Here is a 16,225-nt window from a genome sequence, read left to right on the forward strand (position 1 = left end):
TTCCTCATTGTATCGCGCTATCACAGGCGCTATTCGAGATATTTATTGACCCAGACCATGCAGTTGTTGCTGCGAAATATCGCTTGAAACATCTGATCGAGGTCGAGTTGACACAGATAACACTACCCAAGACCTATTCGCCATTGATCATTCATGCGGTAACGTTATTAATATCTGCTTAGTGAAACACAGAATACCTATAAAGAATTACTCCAGAAGTGCTCATATAAGGCATATCGGTGAGGTAATGTTGATTTTATGAATTATGTCCCATTTTTCCTAAATGCTTGACATATTCAGACCTCCAGTTACCGTCAGAAAATGCTGGAGGTCCAATTTTTCACAAATAGCTTATTCAGACTTTATCATTATTATCTTATTTCGAGCCTAACCCGCGACCTGGCAATGTTTGGCATGTTGGCCCACTTGATAAAGGCGCGCCTACTGGATATTTGTCATCAGGGGTAATGTAAACTCGCGTTGTTGCCACATATCCATCACTGAAAGTTGCTTCAATATAAGTCGCTTCCCATCCCATGTTTGGGGAACCCAACGAAATTTCAACTTGTTGCAGCGTATTAATATCGAGTGGTGATGCTTTATATCGGATACCACATGCATAACGAAAATCTCGTGAAATTGGATTGGTAGCAGTCCAACGTATCACTTTTTCAGGTTTTTCTGAAAAATTGACGGTTAGTATTTGCGAATTCTGTTGTGCATGCAGAATTGTATTAAGCTTTGGCAAAGGAATAGATTGCTGTAACCGATTAATAAATGTAATCAATGACTGTTCAGTAAAGTTCAGAATGCCACGATGATCAGAATTGGGGGCTACTCGTAAAGATTTGTCTCCAGGCAGAATATCATAATAGAGTCTTGCATTATCAGCCGCGAAATAATCATCCCCACTGGCATTGACGATGTATTTAGGAATGGCAAGTCGAGACTCATAAATTGATCCCAAATATTGCAGAGGATCTTCTATCTGCATTAATTTAGCAAATGCAGGCGTATTGACTTTTTCATCGACATGTTCCTGATAATACGGATAAAAAGCAATCGGCCAGTTTTTTCCGTAAGATTCATATACATGTTTAAATGCTGCGTGTGTGTTAAGTATGTCGATAATAAAAGGCACAATTGCATCAACCCGTGTATCTGCTATTGCCGATAACCAGGTTGTCCAGCCTCGTTTCGAGGCACCAGAAACAATAAATTTATTAATATTCCACGGTGTTAATTCCCGCTGTGCCAAAGTCATTGCTTGAGAAACAGAAGTCGCCATAGGAATATGTAAAGGTATCAACGGCAGCTTCTCTGGCTCGTTCATGAATAATGTCCAACTGTGAGCAATACTATCATCTTCTTTTCGGGGTGTTCCATCGTCCCGGTACACGAGATATTGATTAGGAATATTACTGATCGAGATAATTATCGTATTTGTTGCCCGCGCAATAGTCGCCAAAGTTGTCACGCTGAAATCTGTCGGCAAAATTGGCGCCTCAGATCCACTATTATAGTTAGTTCCATTATTCACAACGACAAGTGCACGTGGTGAAAGCGGATGATCAGGAATAAATATATCAACATTGTGTTGCCATTTTGCAGGTAGAATAACGTTTCCTGGAGACCAGAATTGTGATGTTAATTGATAGTGACGTAGTTCAATCTGAGGTAATTTTTCTTTACTTAAAAGCGAATATTTAAGGGGCTGGACTGCTAATCCCTCTCGATAGCAGGGAAGTACATTGATGAAATTTATATAAGCTTCATTAGAGCATGGTGATTGTTCTGTATTAGACTGGGCATAACTATTAGTATTAGTAGCCGCCAATACCCACAGGGTAATAATTATTCTTTTGAAAAAACCAGACATTAATTCATCCTTAATATATAGATAATTGAATAATATAGTTGGATAACTTTACCAATATGATAATTTAAAATCATAAACCTTAATATTGTAAATAATGTATTTCTCTCCAGAAAACCTGACTTCAATTTCAATCAAATCATCTAAAATAAAGTGATGAGAAACTTTTACACTCAAAGCCATTTTCATTTAAATTGGCACTGCCATCAAATGGCCTGCTATCATTTATCTCTGCAAGATATTGATTATTCTTTTTAATAACATATTGATACGACGTGTACCAATCACGATCAATGGTGAATTCAAGTTGACTTTTACTTAATGACCTCCGGCCAGTATCCCGGTAAAAAAAGGTCATGCTCATTTATTATGGTATCCGAATACCAAATTCTAACGGTTGGGTTTCCCTCTTCCTTGAGAGTTTAAAGGCACCATAACGGTTTATATTCTCTCTGTAATAGGGGTCAGACCCCGAATGCTCAAAACGAAACCATATCTGCCGGATTAAGCGTGCTTATCACACCCAGAATACCCTTAGCCAACGGAATAGCTACCGGAGAGAGATAGGAACCCAGCGGGATACTCGCGTGGTCAATGCGGGTAAGCATGGTAAAGTCGTCGTTGCGTCCGGTAAGATCGTCGCTGATAGCTTTGCCAATGCGCACCGTTTGCGCTACTCCATGACCATTCCAGCCATGTACCATATACACAGGTACTCTGTCGTCGCTCTTGCGGGCATCGGTGGCGCCGTTCAGGGTCAGATCGCTGATCCCGCCCCAAGAATATTCTAGTTCGGCTTTTTCCAACTGCGGGAACACGGTTCTGATACGCTTAAGCAGATAGTTGTTCACATCACGCGGCGACCAGGAATTGCCAGTACCCTGTCCACCGAACAGCAGGCGGTTGTTGCGTACCGCACGATAGTAGTCGACCTGTAACTGTGTATCGTAGACCGGCAGATCTGACGGGAGCAGCTCTTTGACATCCACTGGCAACGGAGGCGTTACCGCTACGTAGGAGAAAAAAGGCATCGTGGTGGAAAGGCCGGAGATAAACTCACCCGTGGAGGCATGTACACCCAACACCACGGCTTTACTTGCCCTGATAGTCCCCTGCTCTGTTTCTACGATTGTGCCGCCAGTATCCTGCCTGATGCCCTTTACTTTCGTGCTGTCATAGATTCGCCCACCCAGTCTGGCGAAACCATAAACCAAGCCACGCAATAGTGCCAGAGGTTGGACCTGCCCACCGATACTGTCGATATTCGCTCCGTGGTAGATGTCCGAACGCACATATTTTTCCTGTAGTTCGTGCGGTCCGATAACCCTCATCGCCGTATCTCCCAACTGGCGCCGGGCATCGGCATTAGCCACCAGCGGCCCCATGTGGCCTGCGTGCACCGCAACAGTGATATGACCATATTTGCGGTCACATTCGAAACTATAACGCTCACGGAGTTCATCCACGAGATTCATCGCTTCAACAGATGCAAAACGCCATAAGCGTTTAGCCTCATCGAATGAAAGTTTTTCCAGTATGGTTTTAGCTTCCCAGCGTGCGAGCCCAGGGGTTATCTGTCCCCCGTTGCGGCCAGAAGCTCCTGAACCAATGTTATCCTTTTCAACCAGAATCACGTCCACTCCCGCTTCAGCAAGATGTAATGCCGTGGAAGCGCCCAGCAACCCACCGCCGATAACCACAACCTCGCAGTTCTGGTCTCCGGGCAGGCTTCCAAAAGCCGGCCAGTCAGTCAAAGAAGCTTCATAATAGTTGGCTGGCATGGCGTCAGCAGCAGCGTCTTTATGCCAACTCCAGAGGCGCGAATCCAGCCCCAACCGGCTGACTCTATGCTGCGCATCCTCCAACAGTGTTGGTCGTAGCTTATCAATATTGATGGCCGGATCATCGGCCGCAGTTAAGGTCCGGGCGAGTAGGGATAAGTTGGGAAGTACGGATGAAAGTACTCCCGCCCCCGCGAGCGTCGCGACGGTAGAGATAAAGTCTCTTCTATTCATTGTCATTTCAACACTCCTGTCATGATTTTGAAATCACCCGCTGGCCTGGCCTGGAGAGTTTCTCTATGAGTGAGTCCGGCTATCTGAGCTGTATTTATTGCTGCCCGAGCTCTCTTTCAGACCGGCGAGAATCAGCAGGATAACAGTGCCGATAAACGGTATGAGATGCAGTAGTAACCACCAAGCGCTACAGTTAATGTCGTGCAGGCGGCGGGCATTCACTGCTAGCGTGGGCAAAAGCGTGAGCAGCAGATAGACAGCGCTGAACCAGCCCATATAAACCTCAGGATTGGCAACGGCAAAGTAGCGCTCAAGGAAAGAGATAATAAATACAGCCAGGATCTGGAACAGAACGAAGTACCAAAACTCCTTACGCCTGGCTCGCCCCTTGAAGCATGCATAGTTCTTTAATACATTTAAATACCAGTGCATTGTTATCCCCTCTTGTGATGCAGCAGATTCTATCTACTGTTCAGCCAGATCGAGCAGTACAGACTCCAGAATGTTGAGCGCTTCATTAAAAACGTTATTTTGTATGGTCAGTGGCGGAAGGAAACGGATCACATTGCCGTGTACACCGCATGTCAGCAGGATCAGACCACGCTCCAGCGCTTTCTGACGTACCGCGTTGGTAAAGCTGACATTGGGTTCCTGACTGTCCGCATGGTTAAACTCCACCGCAATCATCAGCCCGAGCCCACGTACGTCGGCGATCTGCGGAACACGCGGTCGTAGTTCATGCAGCCGCTGTGTTAGCTGGTCTCCCAACTGCGTCGCTCGCGCATTCAGCTTTTCTTCTTCGATCACATCTAGCACCGCATGAGCGGCCGCAATCGCTACCGGATTACCACCATAGGTTCCTCCCAGACCACCAGGCACTACGGAATCCATCAACTCGGCTCGTCCCGTTACAGCCGCCAGCGGCAAACCGCCCGCCAGACTTTTCGCCATAGTGGTCAGATCGGCAACAACCTCATGATGCTCCATAGCAAACAGTTTGCCCGTACGCGCGAAACCGGTCTGGATCTCATCGGCGATAAGTACAATGCCGTGGTAATCGGCGATCTCACGCAGAGCTTTGAGCAGTTCAGGAGGTGCAGGATAGAAACCGCCTTCGCCCTGTACCGGTTCGATGATGATGGCCGCGACGCGTGTTGGCTCAATATCGGCTTTAAAGAGATTTTCCAGCGCATTCAGCGTTTGTTCCACACTAATGCCATGCAGCCCGACCGGAAACGGAATACGGTAAACGTCGCTAACCAACGGGCCGAACCCCATTTTGTACGGTGCAACTTTGCCGGTTAATGACATACCGAGGAAAGTACGGCCATGGAAAGCGCCGCTGAAAGCGACCACGCCACTGCGACCGGTAGCGGCACGTGCGATCTTCACGGCATTTTCCACCGCCTCAGCCCCAGTAGTGACAAAGACGGTTTTCTTCGCAAAATTACCGGGCACCAAGCGGTTCAGACGTTCGGCCAGCGCCACATAATTTTCGTAGGGCACTACCTGATGACAAGTGTGGGTAAACTGTTCCATTTGTTCTTTGGCGGCCGTGATGACGCGCGGATGGCAGTGGCCGGTATTTACCACGGCGATACCGGCGGCAAAATCGATGTAACGTTGCCCCTGAACGTCCCAAATTTCAGCGTTTTCCGCACGCTCCACATAGACTTGTGTGGCCACGCTCACGCCTTTTGCAATAGCCTCGCTGTGTCTTTTGGCTAATATAGCTCCAGTCATAAATGAAAACTCCTCAGCAATCTGAAATAAGCGAGCTTCAACAGACAGACGCCCGATGTGATATAGCTCCCAGAGCTGGTAGAAGTAACTGATCCAGCGTCGACACCAGCATATCCGCCGCCGCAATGCCGACATAATCCACATAGGGAGCGTCGATGAACTCATATCTGCCGGTATATGGGCATCCGGTTGCGGCGCGAACACAAGCTTCGCGCCGGGTATCGATCAACGCTAAAAAATACCGTGGCGATGCAGTGCTTTCGCATCCTCCGGCACCGGGGTGATAGCATCCCAAAGTTCAGCCACTTTGCCGTCCTCAATGCGCCATAGCTCGAAGTAGCTGTGACGCGCTCCGGCGATACTCCCCTCCGAATGGGTCAGAACAAACTGCCCATCGGCTACCGTACGGTGAATTTTAGTGTAATGCAGGCCCTGCCCCTCATCCCGGAGTTGCTTAAGAAACGAGATGACTGCCGCCGTACCATCGGGAATATCGGGGCTGTGCTGGCGAAACAATTCACCATTAGTGTAGTTTCCAAACTCTTCGTAGTGACCTTCGATCAGGGTATGTGTGAAAAAGTTGACTACCAGCTCACGATTCTTCTCTCGGTCATGGCCATCGCCTGCTTCAGTCGGGCCGTCTAACTGAGTCCGGCCACTGACGTTGGGCGCCGCCTGCGGCACCAGGCCGTCCCAGTGTTCTACGATTAAGCCGTCGGCCACCCGGTACAGATCGAAACCGACCAACGGCCAGTCGTCTAATCCCGTAAAACGACCGTGGATGGCGACCAGATCACCATCTTGCAGTACACGATACGTTTCGTGGCGCAGTTCAGGATGTGCCCAGACCAGCTCACGCAATCCGGCAAGACCATCTTTGACCAACGGGGAATGTTCGATGAAATGCGGCGCAAAATAACGCTCAAGCGCCCCTACATCACGGTCAGTAAACAGCTCGTGGTGCGCACGCGACACTAAGTCGCGCGGAGATCTATTCTGAATCATTACGGATGTCCTGTGTCAGTCGTTGGAACTCATCACATGTTTGATACGCGTATATTCATCGAAGCCATAAGCCGACAGATCTTTACCATATCCGGAGCTCTTGAAGCCGCCATGCGGCGCTTCTGCCGTAAGAGGAATATGGGTGTTAATCCAGACGGTACCGAAATCGAGTTCACGTGATAGGCGCACCGCGCGGCCATGATCGCGGGTCCAGACACTGGATGCCAGTCCGTATTTCACGTCGTTAGCTTTCTCTATGGCATCCTGTTCATCGCGGAATTTCTGCACCGTGATAACCGGGCCGAAAATCTCAGTCTGAATTGCTTCGTCGTGCTGTTCCAGACCGGTAATTACCGTGGGTTCAAAGTAATAACCCGAGCGTTCGGCCTGACGGCCTCCTGTTTCGATACGGGCATGAGCGGGCAAACGCGTAATGAACCCTTTGACCTGCTCCAGCTGACGAGCATTATTGAGCGGCCCATACAGAGCCTCTTCATCTTCTGGATAGCCAAAGCGGGTAGCTTTAGCCGCCGCCACCAGTTTGGCGACAAAGGTATCGTAAACAGATTCATGCACCAGCACACGCGAGGCTGCCGTACAATCCTGACCCGCATTGAAATATCCCGCGGTCGCAATGGTCTCCACCGCTTTGTCCATATCTGCATCGGCGAAAACAACCACTGGCGCTTTGCCGCCTAGCTCCAAATGCGCTCTGGTGAGATTCGCCGCCGCTGAAGAGGCAACCTGCAAACCTGCGCGCACGGAACCCGTGATGGAAACCATAGCTGGCGTTTTGTGTGAAACGACCAGCGCACCCGCGCTGGCATTACCCAACACCACGTTGAATGCGCCTATAGGGAAGAATGGAGCGGCCAGTTCAGCCAGCAACAGAGTACTTTCCGGCGTGGTATCGCTCGGTTTGAGTACCACAGTATTACCTGCTGCCAGCGCAGGCGCTATCTTCCATACTGCCATCATCAACGGGTAGTTCCACGGCGTAACTTGCCCCACCACGCCTAGTGGTTCACGCCGAATGCTGGTCGTCATATCAGGAAGATATTCAGCAGTCGCTTTGCCTTCCAGAAAGCGTGCGGCGCCAGCGAAGAAACGGATATGATCCACTGATGTCGCAACTTCCTCAGAGGCAATCAGATGCTTGAGCTGCCCTGTATTGCGGCTTTGCGCTTCGATCAGACGTTCCGCGTTTTTTTCCACCGCATCGGCTAATGCCAGCAACGCCTGCTGACGTGCTGACGGTGTGCTGCGCCCCCAGATCTTGAATGCCTCTTTAGCCGATGCATAAGCTTCATCAACATCCGCTACAGTCGCGTTAGGAGAACGTGCATAGATTTCACCAGTGACCGGGCTTACTAGGTCAAAATATTCGGAACCTTTAGATTCAACATATTTACTATTAATGAAATGTCTGAGCGTTGGTACCGCCATAGTTACCTCCTGATGGATTGGATAACATAAAATATAACCTATAACTTAATATGTTCAATTGTTATGTAGATGTTAATTTTTTAACTAAAATAGAAGAGTAATTAGATACATACAAACAAAAATAGATGTAACTTTCGACACTCCTGTTTAGGAAAATATGCCGATCTGTGAGCAGGATCGAGGAGTTTTTTAACTGGAAGAAAATATTGAGGGGCCTGGTTATTTACAACATCAATATTAAAAAACGAAGTCTTATTGGAGAAATTACGATGAAAAAGACAATAAAAAATATATCTTTATTTGCAGTAATTATATTTTTGAGGTTTGACATTATCTCATGCAGAAATTATTCCACTTGGTGCACAACTCCAGAATATTGTTCGTCATAATGGTTCAGTGCCTGTGTCTCTTGATGTCTATAAAGTTGAAAGTGATGTTGAATTTGATATTATTCACGAATTCTTTAGTAGATTAATTGACACAGGCATTGATGTAAGTTAAATCCCGTTTAGCAGTTAGTTGAGAAACTGTAGATAATTGAATAATATAGTTGGATGAATTTACGAATATGATAATTTAAAATCATAAACTTTCATATTGTAAATAACGTATTTCTCTCCAGCAAACCTGACTTCAATTTCAATTAAATCATCTAAAATAAAATGATGAGAAACTTTTACATTCAAACCATTTTCATCTAAATTTGTGCTGCAATCAAATGGTTTGCCATCTTTTATCTCCGCAAGATATTGATTATTCTTTTTAATAACATATTGATACGGTGTGTACCAATCACGATCAATAGTGAATTCAAATTCATTTTCACTTAATAATGTTTTCTTTATGCTTTTCATAAAATAGGCCAACTCTGGAATATATTTTTCCTGTGGCATCCTTATTGTAATCAAGTTTTTATCATCGTTTTCCCATATATTTTTATCTAGCGGCGGCAAGGTTTTTAATATTTCTAATGTTTTTTCATTGGGTGTAATGCCCCATTTATTAAAAAAGACAGCCAAGTTAACATTCGCCAGTTGAGATGATGATATTATAAATTGTTGTTTTTTATCACTATTATTTATTGGTAATGAATCCATTATTCTATATATTTGATGGAGCTGAGGATAAAACCCATCACCAAATGTTAGTTTTAATTGCCATAGCATTCCCAACTTTATATTAACGTCTTGAGTATCAAAATTCTTTTTTTCAGTGGCTAAATATTCTTTGATCTTGGGGTAATATTTATCTAGCTGACTTGCCCTACCATAAAGCCCTTCTTGAACGGCTAAAGAATACAGGTTTACTGTAACCTCCATCATTCCGGTTCCTCCACTCCAGGTATAAGGAAATTGTTGCCTTTGATGACCACTTTCATGCCAGATCCCCCAACCATTATTGGTAGTTAATAACCGTTGAAGAGCCGCGTCACCATTAAATCCCATATGCCCATGAGTAGCGAACATATAAAAACGGTCTGATTCTACATATAATAATTTATTGGGATCGCTCTTATAGTCTGCTTTTCCATCTTCTAATAATCCTGATATATTATCCTGTAAACGAATAAAATTATCATAATATTTCATTAATGCATTGGGATCAGTAAGGTATTTCTTAGCACTCTTATATCTTACAACAATTACTGCTCGTTCACTGCTAAGTTGAACAACAGGTGCTTTAGAATATAATTCCATCATACTTTCCCAATCTGTATTACTGGTTTCATTCAGCTTAAATGATGGCACTGGTTGTAATTCTGATTTAATAATGACCTTTACATGACCATGATTGTTGTTATTGGTAAAACAGAGTAAACCTTCATTCCTTGGTCTCAGTTTATTTAACCCTTTCGTTAATAAGTATTTTACTGGTTTATTTAATTCAGGGACACCAATCACCGCATTAATAGCACCGTTTATTTCTCCTTCAACATCAATAATCACTTCTTGACCGGAAATAACGTAAAACCCTGAGGGTTGTAATTCACTGTGTGCAAAAGTTCTTCGTTGTATTGCTTTATATTCATTAGTAGAACCGTTACCTTGTACAATTATCTCTTTTTTGTTCTCGCTCATTTAATTATTACCTTTTTATTTAGAATGGAAGTATTGTAAAAATGTAGATTAACTGCATCTCGTCGAATCTATAGAATAACTCACGATTCATTTTGAAATGATATCATTACTAACAATTTGTCCAACATCCATAATAAAGTCATCTATCAGGAAATGATTTTATTTCTCTAAGAATATTTTCCGAGGCAACTTTATCTCAGAAACATATTAGCGACAGGAACTTTTACATCCTGAACAATGGGGTGAATCAATAAAAAAGCCTAATTGTCGGTTGCTTACCAGCGCATATTCTATAAATTCAATCAGGCTTTATTGACCTCGACCAGTAATGTCTGATGGGAGTTTCCATGTGCAAGCGGGGTTTTACGGGATGATGTTAGCACATTGACACAACCGCCCCAATCAACGCCATTTTTATCCGGTTGCCACCATGCGCCGGTCGGCATTGCTACCACGCCGGGGATAATACGTTGAGTTACCTCCGCCGGGATCATAGAAACTCCGCGATCATTAAATACTCGAACCAAATCCCCTTGTTTAATTTTGCGTTCCTGCGCATCCAACGGATTAATCCACAACTTCTGGGTTTGTACCTCCTTTAAATTTGAATATTGGGTTGAATTGGAGCGGTTTTTCCCTTTCCAGGTAATTAATTGCAACGGGTATTTTTTAGTTAATTTATCCTCCGGCCCTTCGAATGCCGGCACATAATGTGACAACGCAGGGATTTCAGGATGTTGCATGTCGTACAGACGTTTAGAAAATATCTCTATTTTTCCTGAAGGTGTGGGAAATGGATGGTTTTCTGGGTCACGAATATTTTCTTCAAAAGCCACATAAGGCGGTATTTTGAAAAGATGTTTGCTTGTTCGTTGTAATTCCTCAAACGTGGGCAAATTTTCTTTTGGCATAGCCTGACGATTAGATTCCATAATATGGGCTATCCATGCTTTTTCGTCACGACCTTGACTAAATTCCTGTTCAACGCCCAGTTTTGCTGCAACTTCGCGTATCCATTCATAATCAGAGCGCCGTTCAAATTCAGGTTCGATCAATTTTGATGACAGAATGAAATAACTGCCGGTGCCCCAAGGAAAGCCAATATTCCAACGTTCCATAAAACTGGTTTCCGGCAATAAAATATCGGCATATCGGGCGCTTGGTGTTAGATAAAGATCACTGGAGACAATGAATTCAATTTTGGATTCATCTGCCAATATTTTTACTGCCTGATTGATATCAGGGTTTTGATTTGCAAGGTAATTACCGGCCAACGAGAATAATATACGAATATTGGTATTCAGCTTATCAGCGCCCACTAAACCGTCTGCTGGGGTAACTTTACTGGCATCATCGGCTGCCTGGACCCAGTTCATCACGGAGATTTTTTCTTTTACCGGGTTTTGACCCAGATCGAGTCCATAGAGGGATTTGTTACCAGCAATACCACCGAAACCTGCTGCCCATCCCCCTTTTTTACCCACATTGCCGGTTATTGTAGCTAAAATTGTTGAACCACGTGCGACACGTTCACCACAGATGTGACGTTGTGGACCCCATCCTTGAATCAGGGCTGCGGGTTTAGTGCTGGCATATTCACGGGCAAGCTGACGAATGATATTCGCCGGCACTTTAGTGATTTTTTCAGCCCATTCTGCTGTTTTCACAATGCCATCTTTAGCGCCTGTCAGATAAGCAACCAGAGATTCATTGGCAGGAAGAACGCCATCCGGCATATTGTCTTCATCAAAACCAATCGTATAACGATCGATAAATTCTTTATCGTGCAGGTTTTCACTGACAATCACATACATCATTGCATCCATTAATGCGTTATCAGTTGTTGGCAGCAAAGGAATCCATTGGTCAGCCAGCGAGGAAGCAGAATCAGAATAACGGGGATCGACAACAATAAATTTGGTGCCGTTCTTTTTCATCTTCTGGAAATAGTGGTTGGAGTGACCAAAAATAGTTTCAGCGGGGTTATGGCCCCAAAGGATCACCAAAGGAGTATCTTCTAAGGTATCCAGTGTGCTACCCGAAGTTGCTACGCCATAGGTATAGGGTGTCGCTGCCGCTGTATTGCCCATACTTACGGAATGGTAAAATTGTAAATGTCCGCCGGTAATATTAAGTAAACGACGCAACATTTTATCACCTGATGATACACCGCCGATTACCGCGGTATTAACGCTAACGTAGCGGCAAGCCGGGCCATATTTTTCAGTAATATTTTTTAGCTTATCCGCAATAATGGTTGTCGCTTCATCCCAGGAGATTCGTTCAAATTTCCCCTCTCCCCGCTTGCCAACTCGTTTCATCGGATATTTTAAACGATCAGGATGATAAACAAATTTGCGATAGCCCTTGCCGCGTATGCAAGCTTGCATGATCGGCATTGCTTCATCGAGTTCATGATCAGGTCTGGTGGTGATGCGGGTGACAACACCTTCTCGGACATGAGCTCGGATATCGCATCTTCCTCCGCAATCAAACGTACTACAGGTGGGTATGACTTTTGTTTCACCTGTATCAATAACATGAATCGGTAGCGGGCCTTGGCTTGTTTTCTCTTCGGCGATTGCTTGGCGGGCAGAAACAAAAGGAATAGATATAAGCGCTGCACTTGCTTGAATAGAACGACGACGGCTGACTGTCAGGTCATCATTCTGTTCATTGGCTTCATGATTTATTTTTCTATATTTCATATTAGCCTCCACATTGCATCTTATTCGCTGGATGTTATTTAGAAAAAACGGTTTAAATGTTGATAGCGATCAAGGATTAATACAATTTAGATCACATTTTCTTGAAAAGTTTTGCTAAATATGGCTAAAAAATTGATACTGAAATGAATATTTTAAAATAATTTATATCACGAGTGAATATTTCAAGGTGTATATAAATTTATTACTTAAATTTCATGATATTGATGGAGTAGTGCTAATTATTTTATACTAATACTTAATGATAGTTATACCTCTCGCATTCAAAATAGGGTATTCAATAGAATCATATAATTTTAACTTAATATCTGAAATAGTCATAAACATTCTGAAGTTTAGTTTGCAAAATTGCATAAAAACCTTAGTTATCAAATGATTGATTTTCCTGAAATGGATACCTCAAATGAAATTTCCTTGGAGAACAAACGATGAATAAAACATTAAGGAATATATCCTTATTCACAGGCATTATATTTGGCAATCTGGCATTATCCCATGCCGCAATTATTCCAGCAGGTACATTATTGTCAGTGAATCAAGATATCACTCGCAATAATGGTTCAGAACCTGTATCTCTTGATGTTCATAAAGTTGAAAATGATGTTGAATTCAATATTATTCATGATTTTTTCAGTGGCTTAGTTAGCGCGGGCAGCGATGGAAAAATCAATCCTGATTTAGCGGTTAGTTGGGAAACCAAAGATAATAAAGTGTGGTTATTTCATCTAAGAAAAGGAATAAAGTGGTCTGATGGCTCCCCTATTACTGCCCATGATGTGGTTTTTAGCTGGCGGCGTTTAGTTGATCCCAAAATTGCGTCTCCGTATGGCAGTTATCTTGGCAACATGCACGTGGCTAATGCTAAAGATATTGTTTCTGGTAAGAAGAAGATTGATGAATTAGGTGTAAAAGCACTGGATAATTTGACTTTGGAAGTAACGTTAGAACAACCGGTATCCTATTTTTTACAGATGTTGGCGTATCCTGTCATGGTACCCATCAGCCAAAAAGCGGTTGAAAAATATGGCGAAAAATGGACTCATTCCGATGTATTTGTCAGTAGTGGGCCATTTAAGTTGGCCGAATGGGTTGTTAATGAAAAAGTTGTTGGAATCAGGAACTCACAATATTGGGATAATGCCCATACTGTTATTAATCAAGTCACTTATCTTCCAATAGCATCAGAAACAGCAGATATAAATCGCTATCTGGCCGATGAAATTGACATCACCAAGAATATTCCATCAATTTTATTTAAATCTTTAAAGGCCAAATTAGGTAGCCAGGTTCATATCACGCCAGCATTAGGTGTTTATTATTATGATCTTAATAATCAAAAAGCGCCTTTTAATGATGTTAGGGTCAGACAGGCATTAAATCTGGCTTTAGATAAAGAGATCATAGCGAATAAAGTCTTAGGGCAAGGCCAAGAACCTGCTTATAATCATACCCCTCCAAATACTGGAGGAATGGATTTAGGGCAACCTGATTATGCATCATGGACACAGCAGGAAAGAGTTGAGAAAGCCAGGCAATTGCTAAATGAAGCGGGTTATAATAAAGATAATCCATTGAAATTTAAACTTCTTTATAATACATCAGAAGAGCATAAACGGATTGCTATTGCGGCGACTTCAATGTGGAAAAAAAGTCTGGATGTAGATATTGTTTTGCAGAACCAAGAACGAAAGGCCATGTTGGATGTTATTCGTCAAGGTAATTTTGAGATGGTGAGATATGCGCGGATTGCTGATTATGATAATCCAGCCTCGTTTTTAAATAACTTTGTTACTGATAGTTCTAATAATACATTCTTATATAGCAATCCTGCTTATGATGATTTGATAAATAAAGCTAAAGCAACAAATGAACGAAAATACTTTCAGCAAGCGGAGGATATTCTGGCAAAAGATGTACCGGCAATTCCTGTTTATTACTATATCGGTGTTAGATTAGTGAAGCCTTATATTGGTGGGTATTATATGAGTCCGTTGGGTTTCGTGTCGACAAAAGATCTTTATGTTATTAAGCATTAATAACATATTATTGTAGTATTTGAGTCGATATTACGGTTTTGAACAGATTTTAGCTTTATAGGTTTGCTCCCAAACTATGTGGAGCAAACCTACGTAACAAAGTTTAAAGACCGAATTTTTCTTTAAGTTTATCAAGCTGCTGTTGTTGAAATAACTCAAACTCAGCTCTTGGCTGCTGCAAGCGTATAGAATCTAACATTGGATCTTTGACTTCCGTACGAACGCCGCTCATCTGTTCAAGTACAGCCAATCCACAGAATGGGACATAGGATTCCGCATACCCGCCTTCATGCACAACAACGAGTTTTCCGTCGCATAAATTATCTGCTGCCTGTTGCACTAGTTGGGTCATCTCCCGAAAACTTTCACTATGGAGCTGCATCCTTGCCAGAGGGTCCACCGCATTCGCATCATAGCCACAGGCGACAATAATCAGTTCCGGTTTAAAGCGTTCAAGCGCAGGAAGTACTATCTGTGTCATTGCATAGATATAGCTATTATGTCCGGCTCCAGCAAGTAATGGGATATTCATGTTATAACCTGTCCCCTCGCCTTCCCCGATATCATCTTCACCGCTGTATCCGTTAGGGAAACAACCATCCTGATGTAGCGAGATGGTCAAAACATCAGAACGATCCCAATAAATATGCTGAGTACCATTACCGTGATGAACATCCCAATCAACGACCGCAACTCGTTTTAAATCAAAACATGCTTTTGCCTGTTCAATGGCCAATGGGATATTTGCCAGGAAACAAAATCCCATTGGCTTATCAGGCAAGCAGTGATGACCTGGCGGTCGAGAAAGGCTGTAAGCATTATCAAGCTCACCGCTAAGCACGGCTTTCACCGCAGCACAAGCAAGGCCAGCTGAAAGCTTAGCAATTTCATAGCTTCCCGGTCCCAGAGGGGCTTCTATACCAAGCATTCCTCCACCATTATCACTGACTTGCTTAAATCGCTTCAAATACTCTTCTGGATGGATTTTTCGTAGTGTTTGCTCATCAATAGGCGATGCCGAAGAAAGGTGCAAAGAGCGGCTCAAGCCTGATACATCTATCAAATTTTTCAACCGCCTTTTTGTTTCCGGCGATTCGGCATGTGCAGTTCCAGAAGAAGGCTGAACCCAGCCACCGACAGGCAGAGTCGTTATATACATACCAGTGGTATGCCAAAAACAATATTCATCAAAGAAAAACCCTGTATTTCGCTTCATTATCATTTCCTTCTACATTAAATTAACTCACAAATCGGTTTTCATTACCTTTATCGATAATTTCTTTATTTGAATTATCTGCAT

At 43.5% G+C, this 16,225-nt stretch carries 11 protein-coding genes; 1 reads left to right on the forward strand and 10 read right to left on the reverse strand.

Annotated features, from left to right (window positions below):
• Positions 1-376: 376 nt before the first annotated feature.
• The 9 genes from C6H66_RS10145 to C6H66_RS10190 all read right to left on the reverse strand — a co-directional run bounded on the left by C6H66_RS10145 (position 377) and on the right by C6H66_RS10190 (position 12,871).
• Positions 377-1,879 (reverse strand): PhoPQ-activated pathogenicity-related family protein, encoded by a 1,503-nt coding sequence (locus tag C6H66_RS10145; RefSeq protein ID WP_105395504.1) that lies wholly within the window; start codon positions 1,877-1,879, stop codon positions 377-379.
• Between the two features lie 476 nt (positions 1,880-2,355).
• A complete protein-coding gene (locus C6H66_RS10150; RefSeq protein ID WP_105395505.1) occupies positions 2,356-3,897 on the reverse strand; it encodes an NAD(P)/FAD-dependent oxidoreductase in 1,542 nt (513 codons plus the stop codon).
• 57 nt (positions 3,898-3,954) lie between these two features.
• A complete protein-coding gene (locus tag C6H66_RS10155) occupies positions 3,955-4,323 on the reverse strand; it encodes a DUF805 domain-containing protein (RefSeq protein WP_105395506.1) in 369 nt (122 codons plus the stop codon).
• 33 nt (positions 4,324-4,356) lie between these two features.
• Complete coding sequence (locus C6H66_RS10160) at positions 4,357-5,634, reverse strand: 4-aminobutyrate--2-oxoglutarate transaminase (protein ID WP_105395507.1); 1,278 nt, start codon at positions 5,632-5,634, stop codon at positions 4,357-4,359.
• A 37-nt stretch (positions 5,635-5,671) separates the two neighbouring features.
• A complete protein-coding gene (locus C6H66_RS10165) occupies positions 5,672-5,929 on the reverse strand; it encodes a hypothetical protein (protein WP_146111038.1) in 258 nt (85 codons plus the stop codon).
• Positions 5,866-6,639: a nuclear transport factor 2 family protein gene (locus tag C6H66_RS10170; RefSeq protein WP_105395509.1), complete on the reverse strand. Its 774-nt coding sequence runs from the start codon at positions 6,637-6,639 to the stop codon at positions 5,866-5,868. The genes C6H66_RS10165 and C6H66_RS10170 overlap by 64 nt, the downstream gene beginning before the upstream one ends.
• A 15-nt stretch (positions 6,640-6,654) precedes the next feature.
• Positions 6,655-8,085 carry a gamma-aminobutyraldehyde dehydrogenase gene (locus C6H66_RS10175; RefSeq protein ID WP_105395510.1) on the reverse strand — a complete coding sequence of 477 codons (1,431 nt, stop codon included), beginning with the start codon at positions 8,083-8,085 and terminating at the stop codon, positions 6,655-6,657.
• Positions 8,086-8,645: 560 nt separating this feature from the next.
• The gene (locus C6H66_RS10185; RefSeq protein WP_105395511.1) at positions 8,646-10,163 is read right to left on the reverse strand and encodes a M60 family metallopeptidase; all 1,518 of its coding nucleotides are present in this window, start codon (positions 10,161-10,163) and stop codon (positions 8,646-8,648) included.
• 302 nt (positions 10,164-10,465) lie between these two features.
• Complete coding sequence (locus C6H66_RS10190) at positions 10,466-12,871, reverse strand: DMSO/selenate family reductase complex A subunit (RefSeq protein WP_105395512.1); 2,406 nt, start codon at positions 12,869-12,871, stop codon at positions 10,466-10,468.
• A 446-nt stretch (positions 12,872-13,317) separates the two neighbouring features.
• Between C6H66_RS10190 and C6H66_RS10195 the strand changes: the two genes are divergently transcribed.
• Positions 13,318-14,925, forward strand: a complete 1,608-nt coding sequence (locus tag C6H66_RS10195; protein ID WP_105395513.1) for an ABC transporter substrate-binding protein — start codon at positions 13,318-13,320, stop codon at positions 14,923-14,925.
• A gap of 103 nt (positions 14,926-15,028) precedes the next feature.
• Here the strand turns inward: C6H66_RS10195 and C6H66_RS10200 are convergent, their stop codons facing one another.
• A complete protein-coding gene (locus tag C6H66_RS10200; protein WP_046395332.1) occupies positions 15,029-16,141 on the reverse strand; it encodes a class II histone deacetylase in 1,113 nt (370 codons plus the stop codon).
• Between the last annotated feature and the right edge of the window lie 84 nt (positions 16,142-16,225).

Source organism: Photorhabdus hindustanensis, assembly GCF_002968995.1.
GTDB lineage: Bacteria > Pseudomonadota > Gammaproteobacteria > Enterobacterales > Enterobacteriaceae > Photorhabdus > Photorhabdus akhurstii.

What these genes read in the sequence shown, in the direction of transcription:
- C6H66_RS10145 (WP_105395504.1), bottom strand. Translation starts at nt 1,879, where the DNA reads ATGTCTGGTTTTTTCAAAAGAATAATTATTACCCTGTGGGTATTGGCG.
- C6H66_RS10150 (WP_105395505.1), bottom strand. Translation starts at nt 3,897, where the DNA reads ATGACAATGAATAGAAGAGACTTTATCTCTACCGTCGCGACGCTCGCG.
- C6H66_RS10155 (WP_105395506.1), bottom strand. Translation starts at nt 4,323, where the DNA reads ATGCACTGGTATTTAAATGTATTAAAGAACTATGCATGCTTCAAGGGG.
- C6H66_RS10160 (WP_105395507.1), bottom strand. Translation starts at nt 5,634, where the DNA reads ATGACTGGAGCTATATTAGCCAAAAGACACAGCGAGGCTATTGCAAAA.
- C6H66_RS10170 (WP_105395509.1), bottom strand. Translation starts at nt 6,639, where the DNA reads ATGATTCAGAATAGATCTCCGCGCGACTTAGTGTCGCGTGCGCACCAC.
- C6H66_RS10175 (WP_105395510.1), bottom strand. Translation starts at nt 8,085, where the DNA reads ATGGCGGTACCAACGCTCAGACATTTCATTAATAGTAAATATGTTGAA.
- C6H66_RS10185 (WP_105395511.1), bottom strand. Translation starts at nt 10,163, where the DNA reads ATGAGCGAGAACAAAAAAGAGATAATTGTACAAGGTAACGGTTCTACT.
- C6H66_RS10190 (WP_105395512.1), bottom strand. Translation starts at nt 12,871, where the DNA reads ATGAAATATAGAAAAATAAATCATGAAGCCAATGAACAGAATGATGAC.
- C6H66_RS10195 (WP_105395513.1), top strand. Translation starts at nt 13,318, where the DNA reads ATGAATAAAACATTAAGGAATATATCCTTATTCACAGGCATTATATTT.
- C6H66_RS10200 (WP_046395332.1), bottom strand. Translation starts at nt 16,141, where the DNA reads ATGAAGCGAAATACAGGGTTTTTCTTTGATGAATATTGTTTTTGGCAT.